General features: G+C 68.1%; 11 protein-coding genes, 2 pseudogenes and 1 riboswitch. Of the genes and pseudogenes, 4 read left to right on the forward strand and 9 right to left on the reverse strand.

Annotated features, from left to right (window positions below; translation table 11 throughout):
• Nucleotides 1-1625: pyruvate, phosphate dikinase (locus tag A5704_RS12165; protein ID WP_231969065.1), on the reverse strand; the 1625-nt coding region annotated here is incomplete at its 3' end.
• 139 nt (nt 1626-1764) lie between these two features.
• Here A5704_RS12165 and A5704_RS12170 point away from each other — a divergent pair.
• Nucleotides 1765-2274 carry a DoxX family protein gene (locus A5704_RS12170; protein WP_067889193.1) on the forward strand — a complete coding sequence of 170 codons (510 nt, stop codon included), beginning with the start codon at nt 1765-1767 and terminating at the stop codon, nt 2272-2274.
• 17 nt (nt 2275-2291) lie between these two features.
• On the opposite strand, the gene A5704_RS12175 is transcribed toward A5704_RS12170, so the two are convergent.
• The gene (locus tag A5704_RS12175; RefSeq protein ID WP_067755937.1) at nt 2292-3656 is read right to left on the reverse strand and encodes an FAD-dependent oxidoreductase; all 1365 of its coding nucleotides are present in this window, start codon (nt 3654-3656) and stop codon (nt 2292-2294) included.
• Nucleotides 3657-3772: 116 nt separating this feature from the next.
• Between A5704_RS12175 and prpD the strand changes: the two genes are divergently transcribed.
• Nucleotides 3773-5281, forward strand: coding sequence for a 2-methylcitrate dehydratase PrpD (prpD, locus tag A5704_RS12180; RefSeq protein WP_067889196.1), 1509 nt, complete (start codon nt 3773-3775; stop codon nt 5279-5281).
• Between the two features lie 108 nt (nt 5282-5389).
• Here the strand turns inward: prpD and A5704_RS12185 are convergent, their stop codons facing one another.
• On the reverse strand, nt 5390-5614 hold the full coding sequence (locus tag A5704_RS12185) for a hypothetical protein (protein ID WP_067785562.1): 225 nt from the start codon (nt 5612-5614) through the stop codon (nt 5390-5392).
• Nucleotides 5615-5737: 123 nt separating this feature from the next.
• Here A5704_RS12185 and A5704_RS12190 point away from each other — a divergent pair, with 123 nt between their 5' ends.
• Nucleotides 5738-7462, forward strand: a complete 1725-nt coding sequence (locus A5704_RS12190; protein WP_067755926.1) for a DUF3556 domain-containing protein — start codon at nt 5738-5740, stop codon at nt 7460-7462.
• Between the two features lie 70 nt (nt 7463-7532).
• On the opposite strand, the gene metE is transcribed toward A5704_RS12190, so the two are convergent.
• The 6 genes and pseudogenes from metE to A5704_RS12220 form a co-directional block, all read right to left on the reverse strand.
• Nucleotides 7533-9803, reverse strand: a complete 2271-nt coding sequence (gene metE / locus A5704_RS12195; protein WP_067889199.1) for a 5-methyltetrahydropteroyltriglutamate--homocysteine S-methyltransferase — start codon at nt 9801-9803, stop codon at nt 7533-7535.
• A gap of 140 nt (nt 9804-9943) precedes the next feature.
• A riboswitch (cobalamin riboswitch) is annotated at nt 9944-10191 on the reverse strand.
• A gap of 63 nt (nt 10192-10254) precedes the next feature.
• Entirely contained in the window at nt 10255-10896 is a 642-nt protein-coding gene (locus tag A5704_RS12200) for an SDR family oxidoreductase (protein WP_067889202.1), read from the reverse strand.
• 38 nt (nt 10897-10934) lie between these two features.
• Nucleotides 10935-11777, reverse strand: a complete 843-nt coding sequence (locus A5704_RS12205; RefSeq protein ID WP_067755992.1) for an SDR family oxidoreductase — start codon at nt 11775-11777, stop codon at nt 10935-10937.
• 77 nt (nt 11778-11854) lie between these two features.
• Entirely contained in the window at nt 11855-13135 is a 1281-nt protein-coding gene (locus A5704_RS12210) for a TetR/AcrR family transcriptional regulator (protein WP_067889206.1), read from the reverse strand.
• Between the two features lie 138 nt (nt 13136-13273).
• Complete coding sequence (locus A5704_RS12215) at nt 13274-13921, reverse strand: nitroreductase family protein (RefSeq protein ID WP_067755989.1); 648 nt, start codon at nt 13919-13921, stop codon at nt 13274-13276.
• Nucleotides 13921-14430, reverse strand: a pseudogene (locus A5704_RS12220) (acyl-CoA dehydrogenase family protein); the annotation flags it as partial. The pseudogene A5704_RS12220 and the gene A5704_RS12215, both read right to left, overlap by 1 nt.
• A gap of 11 nt (nt 14431-14441) precedes the next feature.
• On the opposite strand from A5704_RS12220, the pseudogene A5704_RS12225 reads away from it, so the two are divergent.
• A pseudogene (locus A5704_RS12225) lies at nt 14442-14706 on the forward strand (acyl-CoA dehydrogenase); the annotation flags it as partial.

The raw sequence follows: 14706 nt of genomic DNA on the forward strand, positions 1-14706 counted from the left end.
TCGGCCTCTCCGGCCAGGCGCAGCGCGGTAAGCATGACGACCAGCGGGGTGGCCGAGACGACGTCGGTCTGCCCGCTCTTCAGCGCCGCGGCCACCGCGGCCTCGCTGTTGTCCTCCAGCCGCAGGTAATCCCCGGCGGTGTGGGCGCGCAGCGGGCTGATCCGACGAGCGATGTCGGCGAGCTCGCGCAATTCGGGCGTGTCGTTCTCCGACCATGCGGATAGGCTCAGGTTGCCCTCGCGCACTTCGCCTTTCGCGCCGTCGACGGTGATCGATTTACCGGCCAGCGAGGCGGCCACTCCGGGGCCGCAACCCACCACGGCCACCCGCCCGAGTTCCCGGCTGACCACCGCCGCGTGGCTGGCCGCGCCGCCGACCTCGGTGACGATGCCCTGCGCGGCCAGCATGCCCGAAACGTCTTCGGGCCTGGTGTGGTCGCGTACCAGGATCACCGACTCGCCCCGTTCGGCGGCATCGAGCGCCTCGTCGACGTCGGTATAGGCCTTGCCCGACGCCACGCCCGGGCAGGCCGGCAACCCCCTGACCAAAAGCTTTGCCGCCAAGCGCGTTTCCGGTTGCAAGGCGGGCATCAACAAGGTCTGCACGTGCGCCGGCGTCACGCGCCGCAGCGTCTCGGCATCGTCGATCAGCCCCTCGTGCCGCAGCTGCAGCGCCAGGCGCACGGCGGCCTGCGCCGAGCGCTCCGCGCCGCGGGTCTGCAGCAGCCACAGCTTGCCGTCCTCGACGGTGAACTCGATCTCTTGGACGTCGAACTCGAGTCGCTCCAATCTTCTTGCGGCGTCGATCAACTCGCCGTAGACGGCCGGCTGCTCGTCGCACAGGGCGCTGATGGGTTCCACGTCGACCGAGCCTGACACCACGTCATCGCCCTGACCCCCGGGCAGCCACTCGCCCAACGGCTCGTTGTCCCCGGTGATCGGGTTGCGTGAAATCAGCACCCCCGCACCGGAATCGGGACCGTGGTTGCCGAACACCATCGCCTGGACGACGACCGCCGTGCCGCTCTGGTCGTCGACGCCGGAATGGGCGCGGTAGGCGACCGCGCGGGGTGAGTTCCACGAGGCGAACACCGCCTCGATGCCTGCGCGCAGCTGCGCGTAGGGGTCGGCGGGCACCGGCTCGTGCTCGCCGATGCCGACGATGCGCCGGTACATCCGCTCGAACCGACGGCGGGTGTCTCGGGCGAATGCCGGGGCGCCGGTGGCCAGCGCCTGCTCGACCTCATCGTTCAGGCCGAGGTCGAGGATGGTGTCCATCATGCCCGGCATCGACTGGGTGGCCCCGGAGCGCACGCTGACCAGGAGGGGATGCGGGCCGCGCCCGAACACCCGCGAGGTCTGCGCCTCCAGCCAACTCATCCGGTCGAGCACGTCGTCCCAGATGGCGTCCATCGCCGCCCGGGGGTCGGCGAGGTACCGCAGGCCGACCTCCGTGGTGATGCAGAACGCGGGCGGCACCGGCAGACCATGCCGGCGCATCGCCTCGATGCCGTGGCCCTTGTTGCCCAACAGCTCCCGCGGGTGACTCGCTGTGCCGTCCAGTAACACCACAGATTGCCCGTCAGAAGCGGCCCCAAGCGCGTCACGGCGGGCACCGCGTGCGATACGAGCCGTGGTGCACCCCCTCGTGGTGGCCGTCGAAAGGCGAACGTCGGAACGCCCGCAATGTTCCCACATGGGCCGACGGAGTTAGCTGCTCGGCGGTCCTGTTATCCGGTCGGCGCCATGATCTAGGTTTGCAGGTATGACTCCCTACGACGTCGGGTTACTGATCCTGCGGCTGGTACTGGGCGTGACGTTGGCCGCGCACGGCTACAACAAGTTCTTCGGTGGCGGACGCATCCCCGGCACCGCGCGGTGGTTCGAAAGCATCGGCATGAAGCCGGGCAAGTTTCACGCCACCGTGGCCGCCACGACCGAGATGGCCGCGGGGCTGGGCCTGGCCGCGGGGCTGCTGACACCGATCCCGGCGGCGGGCTTCGTGTCGTTGATGCTGGTGGCGGCCTGGACGGTGCACCGGGCCAACGGCTTCTTCATCGTCAAGGAGGGCTGGGAATACAACCTGGTGCTGGCGGTCAGCGCCATAACCGTGGCCACCCTGGGCGCCGGCAAGCTCAGCCTGGACTACGTGGTGTTCGGGCACAACTGGATGGACGGCTGGCGCGGCCTGCTGATCTCGGTGGTGCTGGGCCTCGCCGGCGCGGTCGGTCAGCTGGTGATCTTCTACCGCCCGCCCGCTAAGCAGGCGGGTTAGCCAGGGGCCTCCTCGTCCTAGGCGACCGCGGCGGTCTCGGCCTCCCGGACCTCGGCGGCCGCACGCTCACCGGAACGGATCGCGCCGTCGATCCACCCGCACATCACGGCCGAACTCTCGGTGCCGGCCCAGTGGATGCGGCCGCACGGCTCGCGCAGGGTATAGCCGAATTCGGTCAGCACGCCGGTCGGTGCGTGACCGATCATCCCGCCGCCGGAGTAACGGTCAACGGTCCAGTTCTGCTCGTGGTACTCCTGCGGCGTTCTCGCCTTCTCGCCGAACCGGTCGACCAACTCGCCGATGAGCGCCGCTCTCCGCTCGGCCTCATTGAGCTTGGTCAACCGCCGCGCCGCGGGCCCTTCGGTGATGACGCACATGACCCCGGGGTCGCCGCTGTCGGTGCAGGCGTCGATCGTCAGGGTGGCCGGGGATCCCGGTGCGGCCGACTGACCCGACAGCCCGTCGGCACGCCAGAACGGCTCGTCGTAAATCACCGACGTCTTGATGACCGCGCCGCTCGGCATGCGCTGGTGCAGCATCGCCCTATCCACCGGCAGCATCGGCTCGTAGACGATCGACGTGGCGACCGCCAGCGGGATCGCGACGATGACCCGTCGGGCGCGCACGGTCAGGTCGGAGGCCGTCACCGTCACGCCGTCGGCGTCCTGGGCGATTTGGCGGACCGGTTGCGAAAGGTGCAGCGCGTCGCCCAGTTCGGCCGCGATGGGACCGTAGATGGCGCCCATCCCGCCGACCGGGCGGGCGTCCTGGGAGCCGCCTTTGCCGGAAATCGCGAACGTCAGCCCGCCTGCCGACGCCGTCTGCAACAACCCCCACAGCAGCGACGTCTCCGACGCCGCCGAGGTGTAGAGCCCGGCGAAGGCCATGTCCAGCATCTCGCGGGCCTGCTTGGACATGGTGTTCTGTTCGATCCATTCACCCAGGCTGATGCGGTCCCACTCGTCGGCGTGTTTGGCGTCCCAGGGGGCTTCGCGCGGAAGCGATTTGGCCATCTTCTCGATCGACAACAATCCGACCCCGAGGTTGGCGACCGCCCACGGGCTCATCGTCCAGGGAATGGTGCCGCCGTAGCGGTGTCTCTTGCCGTCGACGATCATCATGGCGTCGCCGTCGTTGTGCTGCTTGTACTCGGCCACCCCGAACTCGTCCATCAGCGCGTAGATCCGATCCTGGCCGGGTCCGATCCACGCGCCGCCACGGTCGATCCACGTGCCGTCGGGACGGTACTGCGTGTAGGTGCGGCCGCCAACCCTGTCGCGCGCCTCCAGCAAGGCCACCGAAAGACCGGCCTGTTTCAGCCGCAGGGCGGCCGCCAGACCCGCGAATCCCGCTCCGACCACGCAGTAATCGACCTCTGACACGGCTGGCTCCTCAACCTTGGTCCCGCCCCAGCAGCAAACTACACCGCGGGCGGCGCCGGTGGTGGGGGGTTAACACAGATTTCTGCGCGCGTTCTTGCCGGTCATAGGGTTCGGGTGTGTTGACGCATACGGTTCGCGTGCGGCGCAGCTCCGACCGATTCCCCCGCGAAGAGCACCTGGCGGCAAAGATCGCCGAAGTCGCCGCCGACCCGGTTGCCGTCGAGCCGGAAACCGCGGAGATGGTGGTGAACCGGATCATCGACAACGCGGCGGTCAGCGCGGCCGCCGTGCTGCGCCGGCCGGTCACCGTGGCGCGGCGGCAGGCGCTGGCCCACCCGGCGCGGCGCGGGGCCAGGATTTTCGGCGTCGACGGGACCTATTCGGTGGAGTGGGCGGCCTGGGCCAACAGCGTCGCCGTGCGCGAACTCGACTTCCACGACACGTTTTTGGCCGCCGAATACTCCAACCCCGGCGACAACATTCCCCCGCTGGTCGCGGTGGCCCAGCAGCTGGGACTGCCCGGCGCCGACCTGATCCGTGGTGTGGTCACCGCCTACGAAATCCAGATCGGCCTGGCCCGCGGAATTTGCCTGCACGAGCACAAGATTGACCATGTCGCGCATCTGGGCCCGTCGGTGGCCGCCGGCCTGGGGACCATGCTGCGACTGGACACCGAGACGATCTATCAGGCGGTCGGGCAGGCCCTGCACCTGACCACCAGCACCCGCCAGTCCCGCAAGGGGCTGATCTCCAGCTGGAAGGCGTTCGCCCCCGCGCACGCGGGCAAGGTCGCCATCGAGGCGGTGGATCGCGCGATGCGCGGCGAGGGATCGCCGGCCCCCATCTGGGAGGGCGAGGATGGGGTGATCGCGTGGCTGCTGGGCGGACCCGACCGCGAATACCGGGTGCCGCTGCCCGCTCCCGGCGAGCCCAAGCGCGCCATCCTGGGCAGCTACACCAAGGAACACTCGGCGGAATACCAGAGCCAGGCCCCGATCGACCTGGCGCGGCGGCTCCGCGAGCGGATCGACGACCCCGGCCAGATCGCCACCGTCGTGCTGCACACCAGCCACCACACCCACGTTGTGATCGGAACGGGTTCGCGGGATCCGCAGAAGTTCGACCCGGACGCGTCGCGGGAGACGCTCGACCACTCGCTGCCCTACATCTTCGCCGTCGCGCTGCAGGACGGGAGCTGGCACCACGAGCGGTCCTACGCCGCCGAGCGGGCCCACCGGCCCGACACGGTCGAGTTGTGGCGCAAGATTTCGACGGTCGAGGATCCGGAGTGGACCCGCCGCTATCACTCGGCGGATCCGGCGGACAAGGCGTTCGGGGCGCGGGCCGTGGTCACGCTGAAAAGCGGGGAAGTGATCGTCGACGAGCTGGCCGTCGCCGACGCCCACCCGTTGGGCGCGCGACCGTTCCGGCGCCCGCAATACGTCCAGAAGTTCACCGAGCTCGCCGGCGTCGTCGTCGAACCGGCTGAGCGGGAGAGGTTTTTGGCCGCGGTGACCGCGCTGGCCGATCTGCGGGCGGGAGAACTCGGCGCGCTGAATCTGACCGTTGACCCGCGAGCGCTCCAGCGGGCGCCGACGATCGCGCCGGGAATATTCGGTGAGTGAATCGCGTGTGCGCTCAGGGCATTGCGTGTGCGCCCAGGGCGCAATTTTCGCGGATTTCTCGCCCTCAGTTCACACTCAATGCCCTCGGCGCACACTCGGTCGGGGCGCTTAGGGGTTAGCGGCCGGTCCGCCGTACTGCCACACCAGGTTGTGGGCGCCGGTCATCGTCGGGTTGCACCACATCGTCCTGCCGTTGCCGTCCTGGGTGGTCGCGTGCAACACCGTGCAGGAATCGCCGGGCCCCGGGGTGTCGGCACCGGCGACGGCGACGGGTGAGCCGGCGGCGACCGTCGCCAGCGCCGCGGCCGATATGACGATTCGAAACCTGCTCATGATGGACGCCTCCTAAGGGCCGCGCCGATCCGGTTTCACGGTATCCGGCGGCCGAGTCGCAGGCAAAGAATTCTTGCGCGGCTCGAGTGCCGCTGAGCTAGAACACGTTCTAATCTGACCACCATGGGATTTCTCAAGCCTGAGCTGCCGCAGCTCGACATGGCCGAGTGGAACAAGGGCACCCGTAGCGAGAAGATCCGGCCGATGGCCAAGCACTGGGCCGAGGTCGGCTTCGGCACGCCGGTCGTGCTGCACCTGTTCTACGTCGCCAAAATCCTGCTCTACATCCTTGGCGCGTGGGTGTTCGCGTCGGCCACCAGGGGACTCGGCGGGTTCACCCACGTCGCGTCGTGGTGGTCGGAGCCGATCGTGTTCGAGAAGGTCGTGCTCTACACGATGTTGTTCGAGGTGATCGGGCTGGGTTGCGGCTTCGGCCCGCTGAACAACCGGTTCTTCCCGCCCATGGGCTCGATCCTGTACTGGATGCGGTTCGGCACCATCCGGCTGCCACCGTGGCCGAACCGGGTCCCGCTGACCGAGGGCACCAAGCGCAAGCCGATTGACGTCGCGCTGTACGCGCTGTTCCTGCTGGTGACGTTCGCGGCGCTGTTCGCCGACGGCACCGGACCGATGCCGGAGCTCGGCACGACGATCGGGCTGCTGCCGGCCTGGAAGATCGTGCTGATCCTGCTGCTGCTCGGCGTGCTGGGCCTGCGCGACAAGGTGATCTTTTTGGCCGCGCGCGGTGAGGTCTACGCGACCATGGCGGTGACGTTCCTCTTCGGCGGGGTGGACATGATCGTCGGGTCCAAGGTGGTGTTCCTGGTGATCTGGATGGGCGCCGCCACGTCGAAGCTCAACAAGCACTTCCCGTTCGTGATCTCCACGATGATGTCCAACAACCCGCTGGTGCGGCCCCGCTGGCTGAAGCGGCAATTCTTCGAGAGGTTTCCGGACGACCTGCGGCCCGGCCGGCTGTCGCGATGGCTGGCGCACCTCAGCACCGCCATCGAGATGCTGGTGCCGTTGCCGTTGTTCTTCTGCCACAGCGGCTGGCCCATCACCGTGGCCGCCATCGTCATGGTCTGCTTCCACCTGGGGATCCTGGTGTCGATCCCGATGGGCGTGCCGCTGGAGTGGAACGTCTTCATGATCTTCGGGGTGCTGTCGTTGTTCGTCGCGCACGCCCGCCTGGGGCTGCGCGACCTGCGACACCCGGTGGTGGTGGCGATCCTGTTCGTCGTCATCGCGGGAATCGTCCTGCTCGGCAACATGTTTCCCCGCAAGATCTCGTTTCTGCCGGGGATGCGGTACTACGCCGGGAACTGGGACACCACGCTGTGGTGCATCAAGGGATCGGCGAGCGACAAGATCGCCAGGGGCATCGTCGCGATCGCCAGCATGCCGCAGGCGCAGCTGGAGCGGTTCTACGGCAGCCCCGAGGCCGCGCAGATCCCGCTCTACATGGGATATGCGTTCCGCGGGTTCAACACTCACGGCCGTGCGCTGTTCACTTTGGCGCATCGCGCGATGGCGGGCCAGAACGAGGACGACTACGTGCTGACCGACGGCGAACGCATCTGCAGCACCGCCATCGGCTGGAACTTCGGCGACGGCCACATGCACAACGAGCAGCTGATCGCCGCGCTGCAGGAGCGGTGCCACTTCGAGCCGGGCGAGGTGCGAGTGGTGCTGCTCGACGCGCAGCCCATCCACAAGCAGGTGCAGGCGTACCGGTTGGTGGACGCGGCGACCGGCGAGTTCGAGCGCGGCATCGTCCGGGTCGCGGACATGGTGACCCGGCAGCCGTGGGCCGACGACGTTCCTGTTGAGGTGTTGTCGGAGTAGACCGCGCGAACAGACGCAAAATCGCACGTTCCGAGCCGGAAACGTGCGATTTTGCGTCTGCTCGTCGGGGCTAAGCCCCCGCGCGGACTTCCCGGGCCGCGGCCACCATGTTCTTCAGCGACGCGGTGACCTCGTCGGAGTTGCGGGTCTTCAGGCCGCAATCGGGGTTCACCCAGAGCCGTTGCGCGGGAACCGCTCTCAGCGCCGCGCGCAACGACTCCGCCATCTCGGCGGTGCTCGGCACCCTCGGCGAGTGGATGTCGTAGACGCCCGGTCCGACGCTGTTGGAGAAGCCGACCGCGTTGAGGTCGTCGAGCACCTCCATGTGTGATCGCGCCGCCTCGATGGACGTCACGTCGGCGTCCAGGTCGGCGATGGCCCCGATCACCTCGCCGAACTCCGAATAGCACAGGTGGGTGTGGATCTGCGTGGTGTCGGCGACGCCGGAGGTGGCCAAGCGGAAAGACCCTACGGCCCAACGCAAGTAGTCCTCCTGATCGGCGCGGCGCAGCGGCAGCAGCTCCCGCAGCGCGGGTTCGTCGACCTGGATGACGGCGATGCCCGCGGATTGCAGGTCCACGGTCTCGTCGCGGATGGCCAGCGCCACCTGATTGGCGGTGTCGGCCAGCGGCTGATCGTCACGGACGAACGACCAGGCGAGGATCGTGACCGGGCCGGTCAGCATGCCCTTCACCGGCTTGTCGGTCAGCGATTGCGCGTAGGAGATCCACTCGACGGTCATCGGGTGCGTACGGATGACGTCGCCGTAGAGGATCGGCGGACGCACGCAGCGGCTGCCGTACGACTGGACCCATCCGTTGGACGTCGCGAAGAAGCCCTCGAGCTGCTCGGCGAAGTACTGCACCATGTCGTTGCGCTCCGGCTCGCCATGCACCAGCACGTCGAGACCCAGCTCCTCCTGCAGCTTGATGACGTCGGCGATCTCCTTGCGCATCCGCTTCTCGTACTCCGCCTGATCGATCTCGCCGGCCCGCAGCGCGGCGCGCGCCTTGCGGATCGCGGAGGTCTGCGGGTAGGAGCCGATGGTCGTCGTCGGCAGGGGCGGCAGGTGCAGCCGCGCTTCCTGGCTGGCACGGCGCTGCGCCGCGTCGCCGCGGTGGGTGCCGGTGGCGACGATCGAGTCGATGCGGGCCCGCAACTCGTCGTTGTGCAGCCGGGGATCGCTCGTGCGGGACGACACCGCGGCATTGGACGCCGCGATCTCGCCGGCGACGGCCTCGCGCCCGTCGCGCAATGCGCGCGCGAGCGTCACCACCTCGGCCACCTTCTCCTGCCCGAACGCCAGCCAGCTGCGCAGCGCGTCGTCCAGATCGGTTTCGGGCTCCAGCGAGTAGGGCACGTGCATCGTGGAGCATGAGGTCGAAACCGCAAGGGCGCCAGCCGAACCCGCCAACGCGGCCAGTTTGCCGAGCGCCGCCTCCAGGTCGGTGCGCCAGATGTTGCGCCCGTCGACGACGCCGGCCACCAGGGTCTTGCCCGACAACTCCGGCACACCGGCCACCGCCGCGTCGGCTCCGTAGACCAGGTCGACGCCGATCGCCTCGACCGGGGTGCGGGCCAGACCGGCCAGGGAGGCGCCGGGATCGCCGAAGTAGGTGGCGACGTAGATTGCGGGGCGGTTACCCACTTTGCCCAGCGCGTTGTACGCAGCCTCGGCCAGCGCCGGAGCATCGGGGGAGATGTCGGCCACCAGCGCCGGCTCGTCGAACTGCACCCACTGCGCGCCGTTGGCGGAGAGCAAGCCCAACAGCTCCGCGTAGATGCCCACCAGCTCCTCGAGCCGCTCGATCGGCGCGCCACCGCCGTTGACCGCCTTGCTCAACAGCAGGAAGGTGATCGGCCCGATGACGACGGGCCGTGCGGGAATCCCCTGCGCGAGAGCCTCTTTCAGTTCGGCGAGCACCTTGTCCGGGTTGAGCGAGAATGTGGTCGAGGGCTCGATCTCGGGGACCAGGTAGTGGTAGTTGGTGTCAAACCACTTGGTCATCTCCAGGGGCGCCAGCTCGGCGTTGCCACGGGCGGCGGCGAAGTAGCGATCCAGGTCGTCGGACACTTGCGCGGCCCGCGCCGGCAGGGCGCCGAGCATCACCGCCGTGTCCAGCATCTGGTCGTAATAGGAGAAGGTGTTCACCGGGACGGAATCCAGCCCGGCGGCGGCGAGGCCGGCCCACATGTCGCGGCGCAATGTGGCGGCGACGTCTTCGAGTTCGGCTCGGCTGGTGTGGCCGGCCCAGTAGCCCTCGGTGGCGCGTTTGAGTTCGCGCTTCGGGCCGATGCGCGGGGAGCCGACGACAGTCGCGGTAAATGGTTGAGCGGTCACGATATCTTTCGTCCTTCAATCGACGGGGTGGTCACCGCCAACGGACGTAAGCCAATTCGGTTGCGGTGGCACCTGTGGTACATAAACCGCAACCGGCGCAGCCAAACGCCCATTCCACGAGGCGATGAACCGCCGGGCGCGGCGCGCCCGGCACAGCTGGCAGGTCTTCGGACTCGCAGGCGCGCACCGGCTGGTGCTCCCACGCCCGCTCGACGATGCGGCCCGGAAGGGGCGCCGAGGAGACGGGCAGTTCCTACTGGCCGTCGCTTCCCAGTCTTGCGACCAGTGCTTGGGTGACGGCGGTCGTTCCTGCATACCGCTGCGGGACAGTCCCGGGTTCTCACCGGGTTCCCTCTCGCGAAGCGTCACCAACCCGCCTCGCTCGATGCCGAAGTCGCGGTGCGGCGACGGCAGACCAGCTGCGTAGCGGAGTTTACGCCCGCCTTGCGGTTCAGCTCGCCAGCGCCTCGGCGATGGGAGTGTCGCCGTTGTTGAAGTCGATCGTTCGGCCGACGGTCTCGTCGTCCGCCAGCGCGGCGGCTGCCACGAGCGCGACGTCGGCCCGCGACACTTCCCCCGTGCCCTGCCCCAGCGTGATGCGGCCGGTGGGCGGATCCAGGGTGAGTCGCCCCGGTCCAAGCACCGTCCAGTCCAGGCCGCTCGCGCGTAGGTGGGCGTCGGCGGCCGCTTTGGCTTCCGCGTAGGCGAAGAACGAGTTGTCCTGCGGTACACCGTGATCCGGCCCCGCGCCGAAATAGGAGACCATGACGAATCGCTTGACCCGCGCCTGGGCCGCGGCGTCGATCACCCGGATGGCGGCGTCGCGGTCGACGGCGTACGTGCGTGCCGGGTCGCCCCCACCGGCGCCGGCCGAGAAGACGACCGCGTCGTGCCCTTTGAGCAGGCCGGCCAGGGCGCCGGTGTCGAGGCGCTCGATATCGGCGACCACCGGCTTTGCGCCGCTGGCCGCGACGTCGCCCGAATGTTCGGGGTTGCGGAAGACGGAGCTGACCTCGTCACCGCGTTCGGTCAGGATGCGGGCCAGCTGCAGTGCGACCTTGCCGTGCCCGCCGATGACGATGACTCGTGCCATGCCCTCGACGGTACCGGCGCCGAAACGGGCGCTCGCTTCTAGAGCTTCACGCGCCCCATGATGATGTCGATGATCGGCTTGCCCGGCGGGTAAGCGTTGGTGAGCGAGGCCATCGTGTGGCCGTAGTCCACCAGCAACGTGATGCCGCTGATGCCGAAGGCGGCGGCGCTGTTGAGAAACGCCATCACGTCGCCCATCTGCTCCGGGGTGTGCACCTTCGAACCGGTCTCTTCGCGGTAGTCCTGCGCGAAGGTGAGCCAGAGGTCGGCGTTGGCCTGGGCCAGGGGGGTGTCGGTGGGGCCGGGGCAGATCGCGTTGATCCGGATGCCCTTCTTCAGCAGCGGGTAGCCCTGGGTGGCGACGTAGGCGTTCACGACCTTCTTGGAGAAGCCGTAGTGGATGATGCCTTCGGCTTCGTGCGCCTTGACCCACTCCTGGGCCGAGGCGAAGTCCGGCGTGGCGAGGAACTCCGTGAGCAGGTCCAGGTCGTTCTCCCAGCCCATGCCCGCGACCGAGGAGATGAAGCAGATCGCCGAGCCCGAGGGCAGCTGGTTCTTCTCGAGGAGCCGATCGATGAGATGGCGGTGGCCGATGAAGTTGATCGCCATCAGGTCGGTTGTCCCGTCGGCGATGCCGGCGGCCGAGAACAGGGCGTGGATCGGACCGTCCAGCTGCTCGATCGCGGAGTCGATCGATGCGGGATCGCGCAGGTCCACCTGGATGGATTTGGCGACGTCGTAGTTCACCGGCGCGTAGTCCATCACGATCACTTCGGCGCCGAGTTCGGCCGCTGACTTGGCCGCGGCCGCACCCATGCCGGTGGCGCCGCCTACGACGAGGGCCCGCTTGCCGTCGTAGCGCAGCCGATCGACAATAGTCATGGAAATCCCCTTCTCGTTCACTGCCAACGCGGTTCTAATTGCCCAACTGTATGGGTAACAGTTTTTTGGTTCAACACCTACCCGGTGCGAACCGCGACGCCGCGCAGAACGGTGTCGCGGACGTGCACCAGCGCCGCGCGCTTGCCAATCTCGGCGAGGATGTTCTCCGGTATCCACTGCAGGCCGATGACGCAGCGTGCCAGCATTGCGGTGGACGCCGCGTCCACGCTGATTTCCCCCGACCGGAGGCCTTCGGACAGAAGCGTTTTCATCTGCCGGAGTCGGGTCGCATATAGCCAGCCCGGGTTGGGGGTGTCCGGCGGTGATTGACGCATCCAGGCCAGCTGGATGCGGAATTCGTCGGAGAACCGATCCAGCGCGTTGACGTTGACCCAGCTCAGGGCGTCGAGCTTCTCGATGGGCGTGGCATCCGAGCGCAGCACGCTGACCCAGCCGGCCTCGACCTTGCGGCCGAACGATTCCATGATCGAGGCGAGAAGTTCGTCCTTCGAGCCGATGACCCGGTAAACGGTTCCCGTCCCCAGGCCGGCCGCGGAGGCGATGTCCCGGATGGTGGTGGCCTCGTAGCCCTTGCGGCCGAATTCCGTTCGCGCCACGGCACGGACGTGAGCCGCTTTGTCGCTGGGGTCGGCCTCGCTGTCGTCCGACCAGGTTTCGATGACGTCCGTGGCGGCTGCGAAGGCTGTGGACCGGTCCAGCGCCGAGTCGGTCGATGGCCGGGATGCCAATCCCTGCAACATGATTTCGCAAAGCAGGGCGGCGACCTGGTCAGGGGGCGACTTATGCCGCATGACGTCGAGGCCGACCTGCAGCATGGTTTGGCAAATGCGATCGGCCAGCGTGGGCAGATCGATGTCGGGTTTGATGTAGCCGCTCCACCTGCCCGCGCGCAGCGTCTGCAGCATCGCCTCCTGGATCGCCACGGGCCGCTGCTGCGTCAGCTTCATCAACTCCGGGTCCGTGCTCGGACCCTCGTAGAAGGACATCTGTAGCGCGGCGCGATGCTGCACGGCGCAGTTGGCGATGGCCGAGCCCAGCTCGACGATCTGCTCGGGGACCGGCCGCGGGTCCGCTTTGTCCAACTTCGCTTGCGCGGCTTGCCCGATCCGGTCCAGATCCTCCTGATAGCGGTGGATCAACTCGATGAGGATCGCCTCTTTGGACTCGAAATGGTGATAGAGGCTGCCCGGAAGAATGCCTGCGGCGTCGGCGATCTCCTGCAAGGAGGTCCGCAATCCTGACTGCGCGATCAACGACGCCGCGGTGGTCAGGATCTCGGTCCGGCGCGTCCCCAAATCGGCTGCGGCGCCGGCTCCCAATGACTCCGTTCTCGGCATGATCAGCTGTGCGCACGTCCGGACGACTGCGGACTGGCATCCATTCGCATTCGTCCCTCTCACCGAACCAAATCTTTGTTAAAGGCTATCAGACCCGGAATGACGAATGCGCTGCATAACGGCGGTGCCGGGGACATTCTAAAGCGCGGGTCCGTCCCAACCGTCACACGCGACCACCTCGTCGACGGGTCGTCGCCGGGCGGGCCGGAACGTGTGCCCGGCGCGCAGCCGGCCCACCGGAAGCAGGCATCCCTGGACATAGCTTTCGGGAATCCCCAACAGCCGCCGCACCTCCGCCTCGCGATGCAGGTGCAGGGTGGTGATGCAGGTTCCGTATCCGCGGGTGTGCAGCGCCAGCTGAAAGTTCCAGACCGCCGGGTAGATCGAGCCGTACAGCGTGGCCTGGTGAAACGATTCATCGCCCTCGATGCGGGGCAGGTAGGGCTGATAGCAGGGGATCACCAGCAGCGGAACCCTCGACATGTTCTCGACCAGCCACTCCGTCGATGACATGATCCGGTTCTCCGGCGTTCCGGCCGGCATCAGGTCGGCGATCAGCTGGCCGCCGACCCGCAGCAGATAGGCCGCGCGGTACAGCTCGGCGATCTCGGCGCGCAACGCCGGGTCGGCGACCACCAGCCAGCGCCAGGACTGCTGATTGGAGCCGTTGGCCGCCTGCAAGCCGATGCGCAGGCACTCCCGGATGTCCGCGAGGTCGACCGGCGCGTCCAGGTCGAGCGTCTTGCGTGCCGAGCGGGTAGCGGTGAGCAAGTACTCGATGTCCATCACCGGTTCCCCCTGTTGGCAAGGCGCGCACCGAGTTCGGTGAGGTATCGATCGGGCCCGGCCAGGAACGCGCTCCAGCTGAGCAGGCGCTTGAGGTAGAGATGCGCGTCGTGCTCCCAGGTGTAGCCGATCCCGCCGAACACCTGGATCGCCGTGTCGCCAACCGTGGCAAGCCGCCCGGCGAACGCCTTCGTCCGGATTGCGGATTGGTGCCGTTCGTCGGCGTCGGCGTTGTCGGCGGCCCACAGCGCGTGGATCACGCCGCTGCGGGCCAACTCCACGGTTTCGAACATGTCGACGCACAGATGCTGGACCGCCTGGAACGAGCCGATCGGCTGCCCGAATTGCGTTCTGGTCTTGGCGTATTCGATGGCCACGGTCATGACGGCTCGCGCGGCGCCGAGTGCGTCGGCGGCCGTCGCGATCAGCACATCGTCGATCACCGCGGCGACGTCCCCGGGGGCGGCCTCGGCCAGCCGCCGCGCGGGCGCTGAGTCGAGCGTGACCCGGAAGCGCACCGGTGGCCGCGAGCCGGCAGGGCGATGACGTCGTCTTGCGGGGCGACATGACCGCCGTCCCCGACGTCGCCGCCGCGGACGTGCTGCTGGCGCTCGCCGGGGAAGGCGGCGGTCGAGGGCTTTTCGCGATCCGCACCGACTCGCCGGGTGTTTCGGTCGAGCCGGAGCGCGGCATCGACCAGACCCGCAAGCGCTTCCGGGTCACGCTCGACTCAGCGCCCGCGCGGCGGCTGGCCGAGGCCGCCCCCGGGGACGTCGCCGCGGTGG

Source organism: Mycobacterium sp. E735 (assembly GCF_001666955.1).
In the GTDB taxonomy this organism is placed as follows: Bacteria; Actinomycetota; Actinomycetes; order Mycobacteriales; family Mycobacteriaceae; genus Mycobacterium.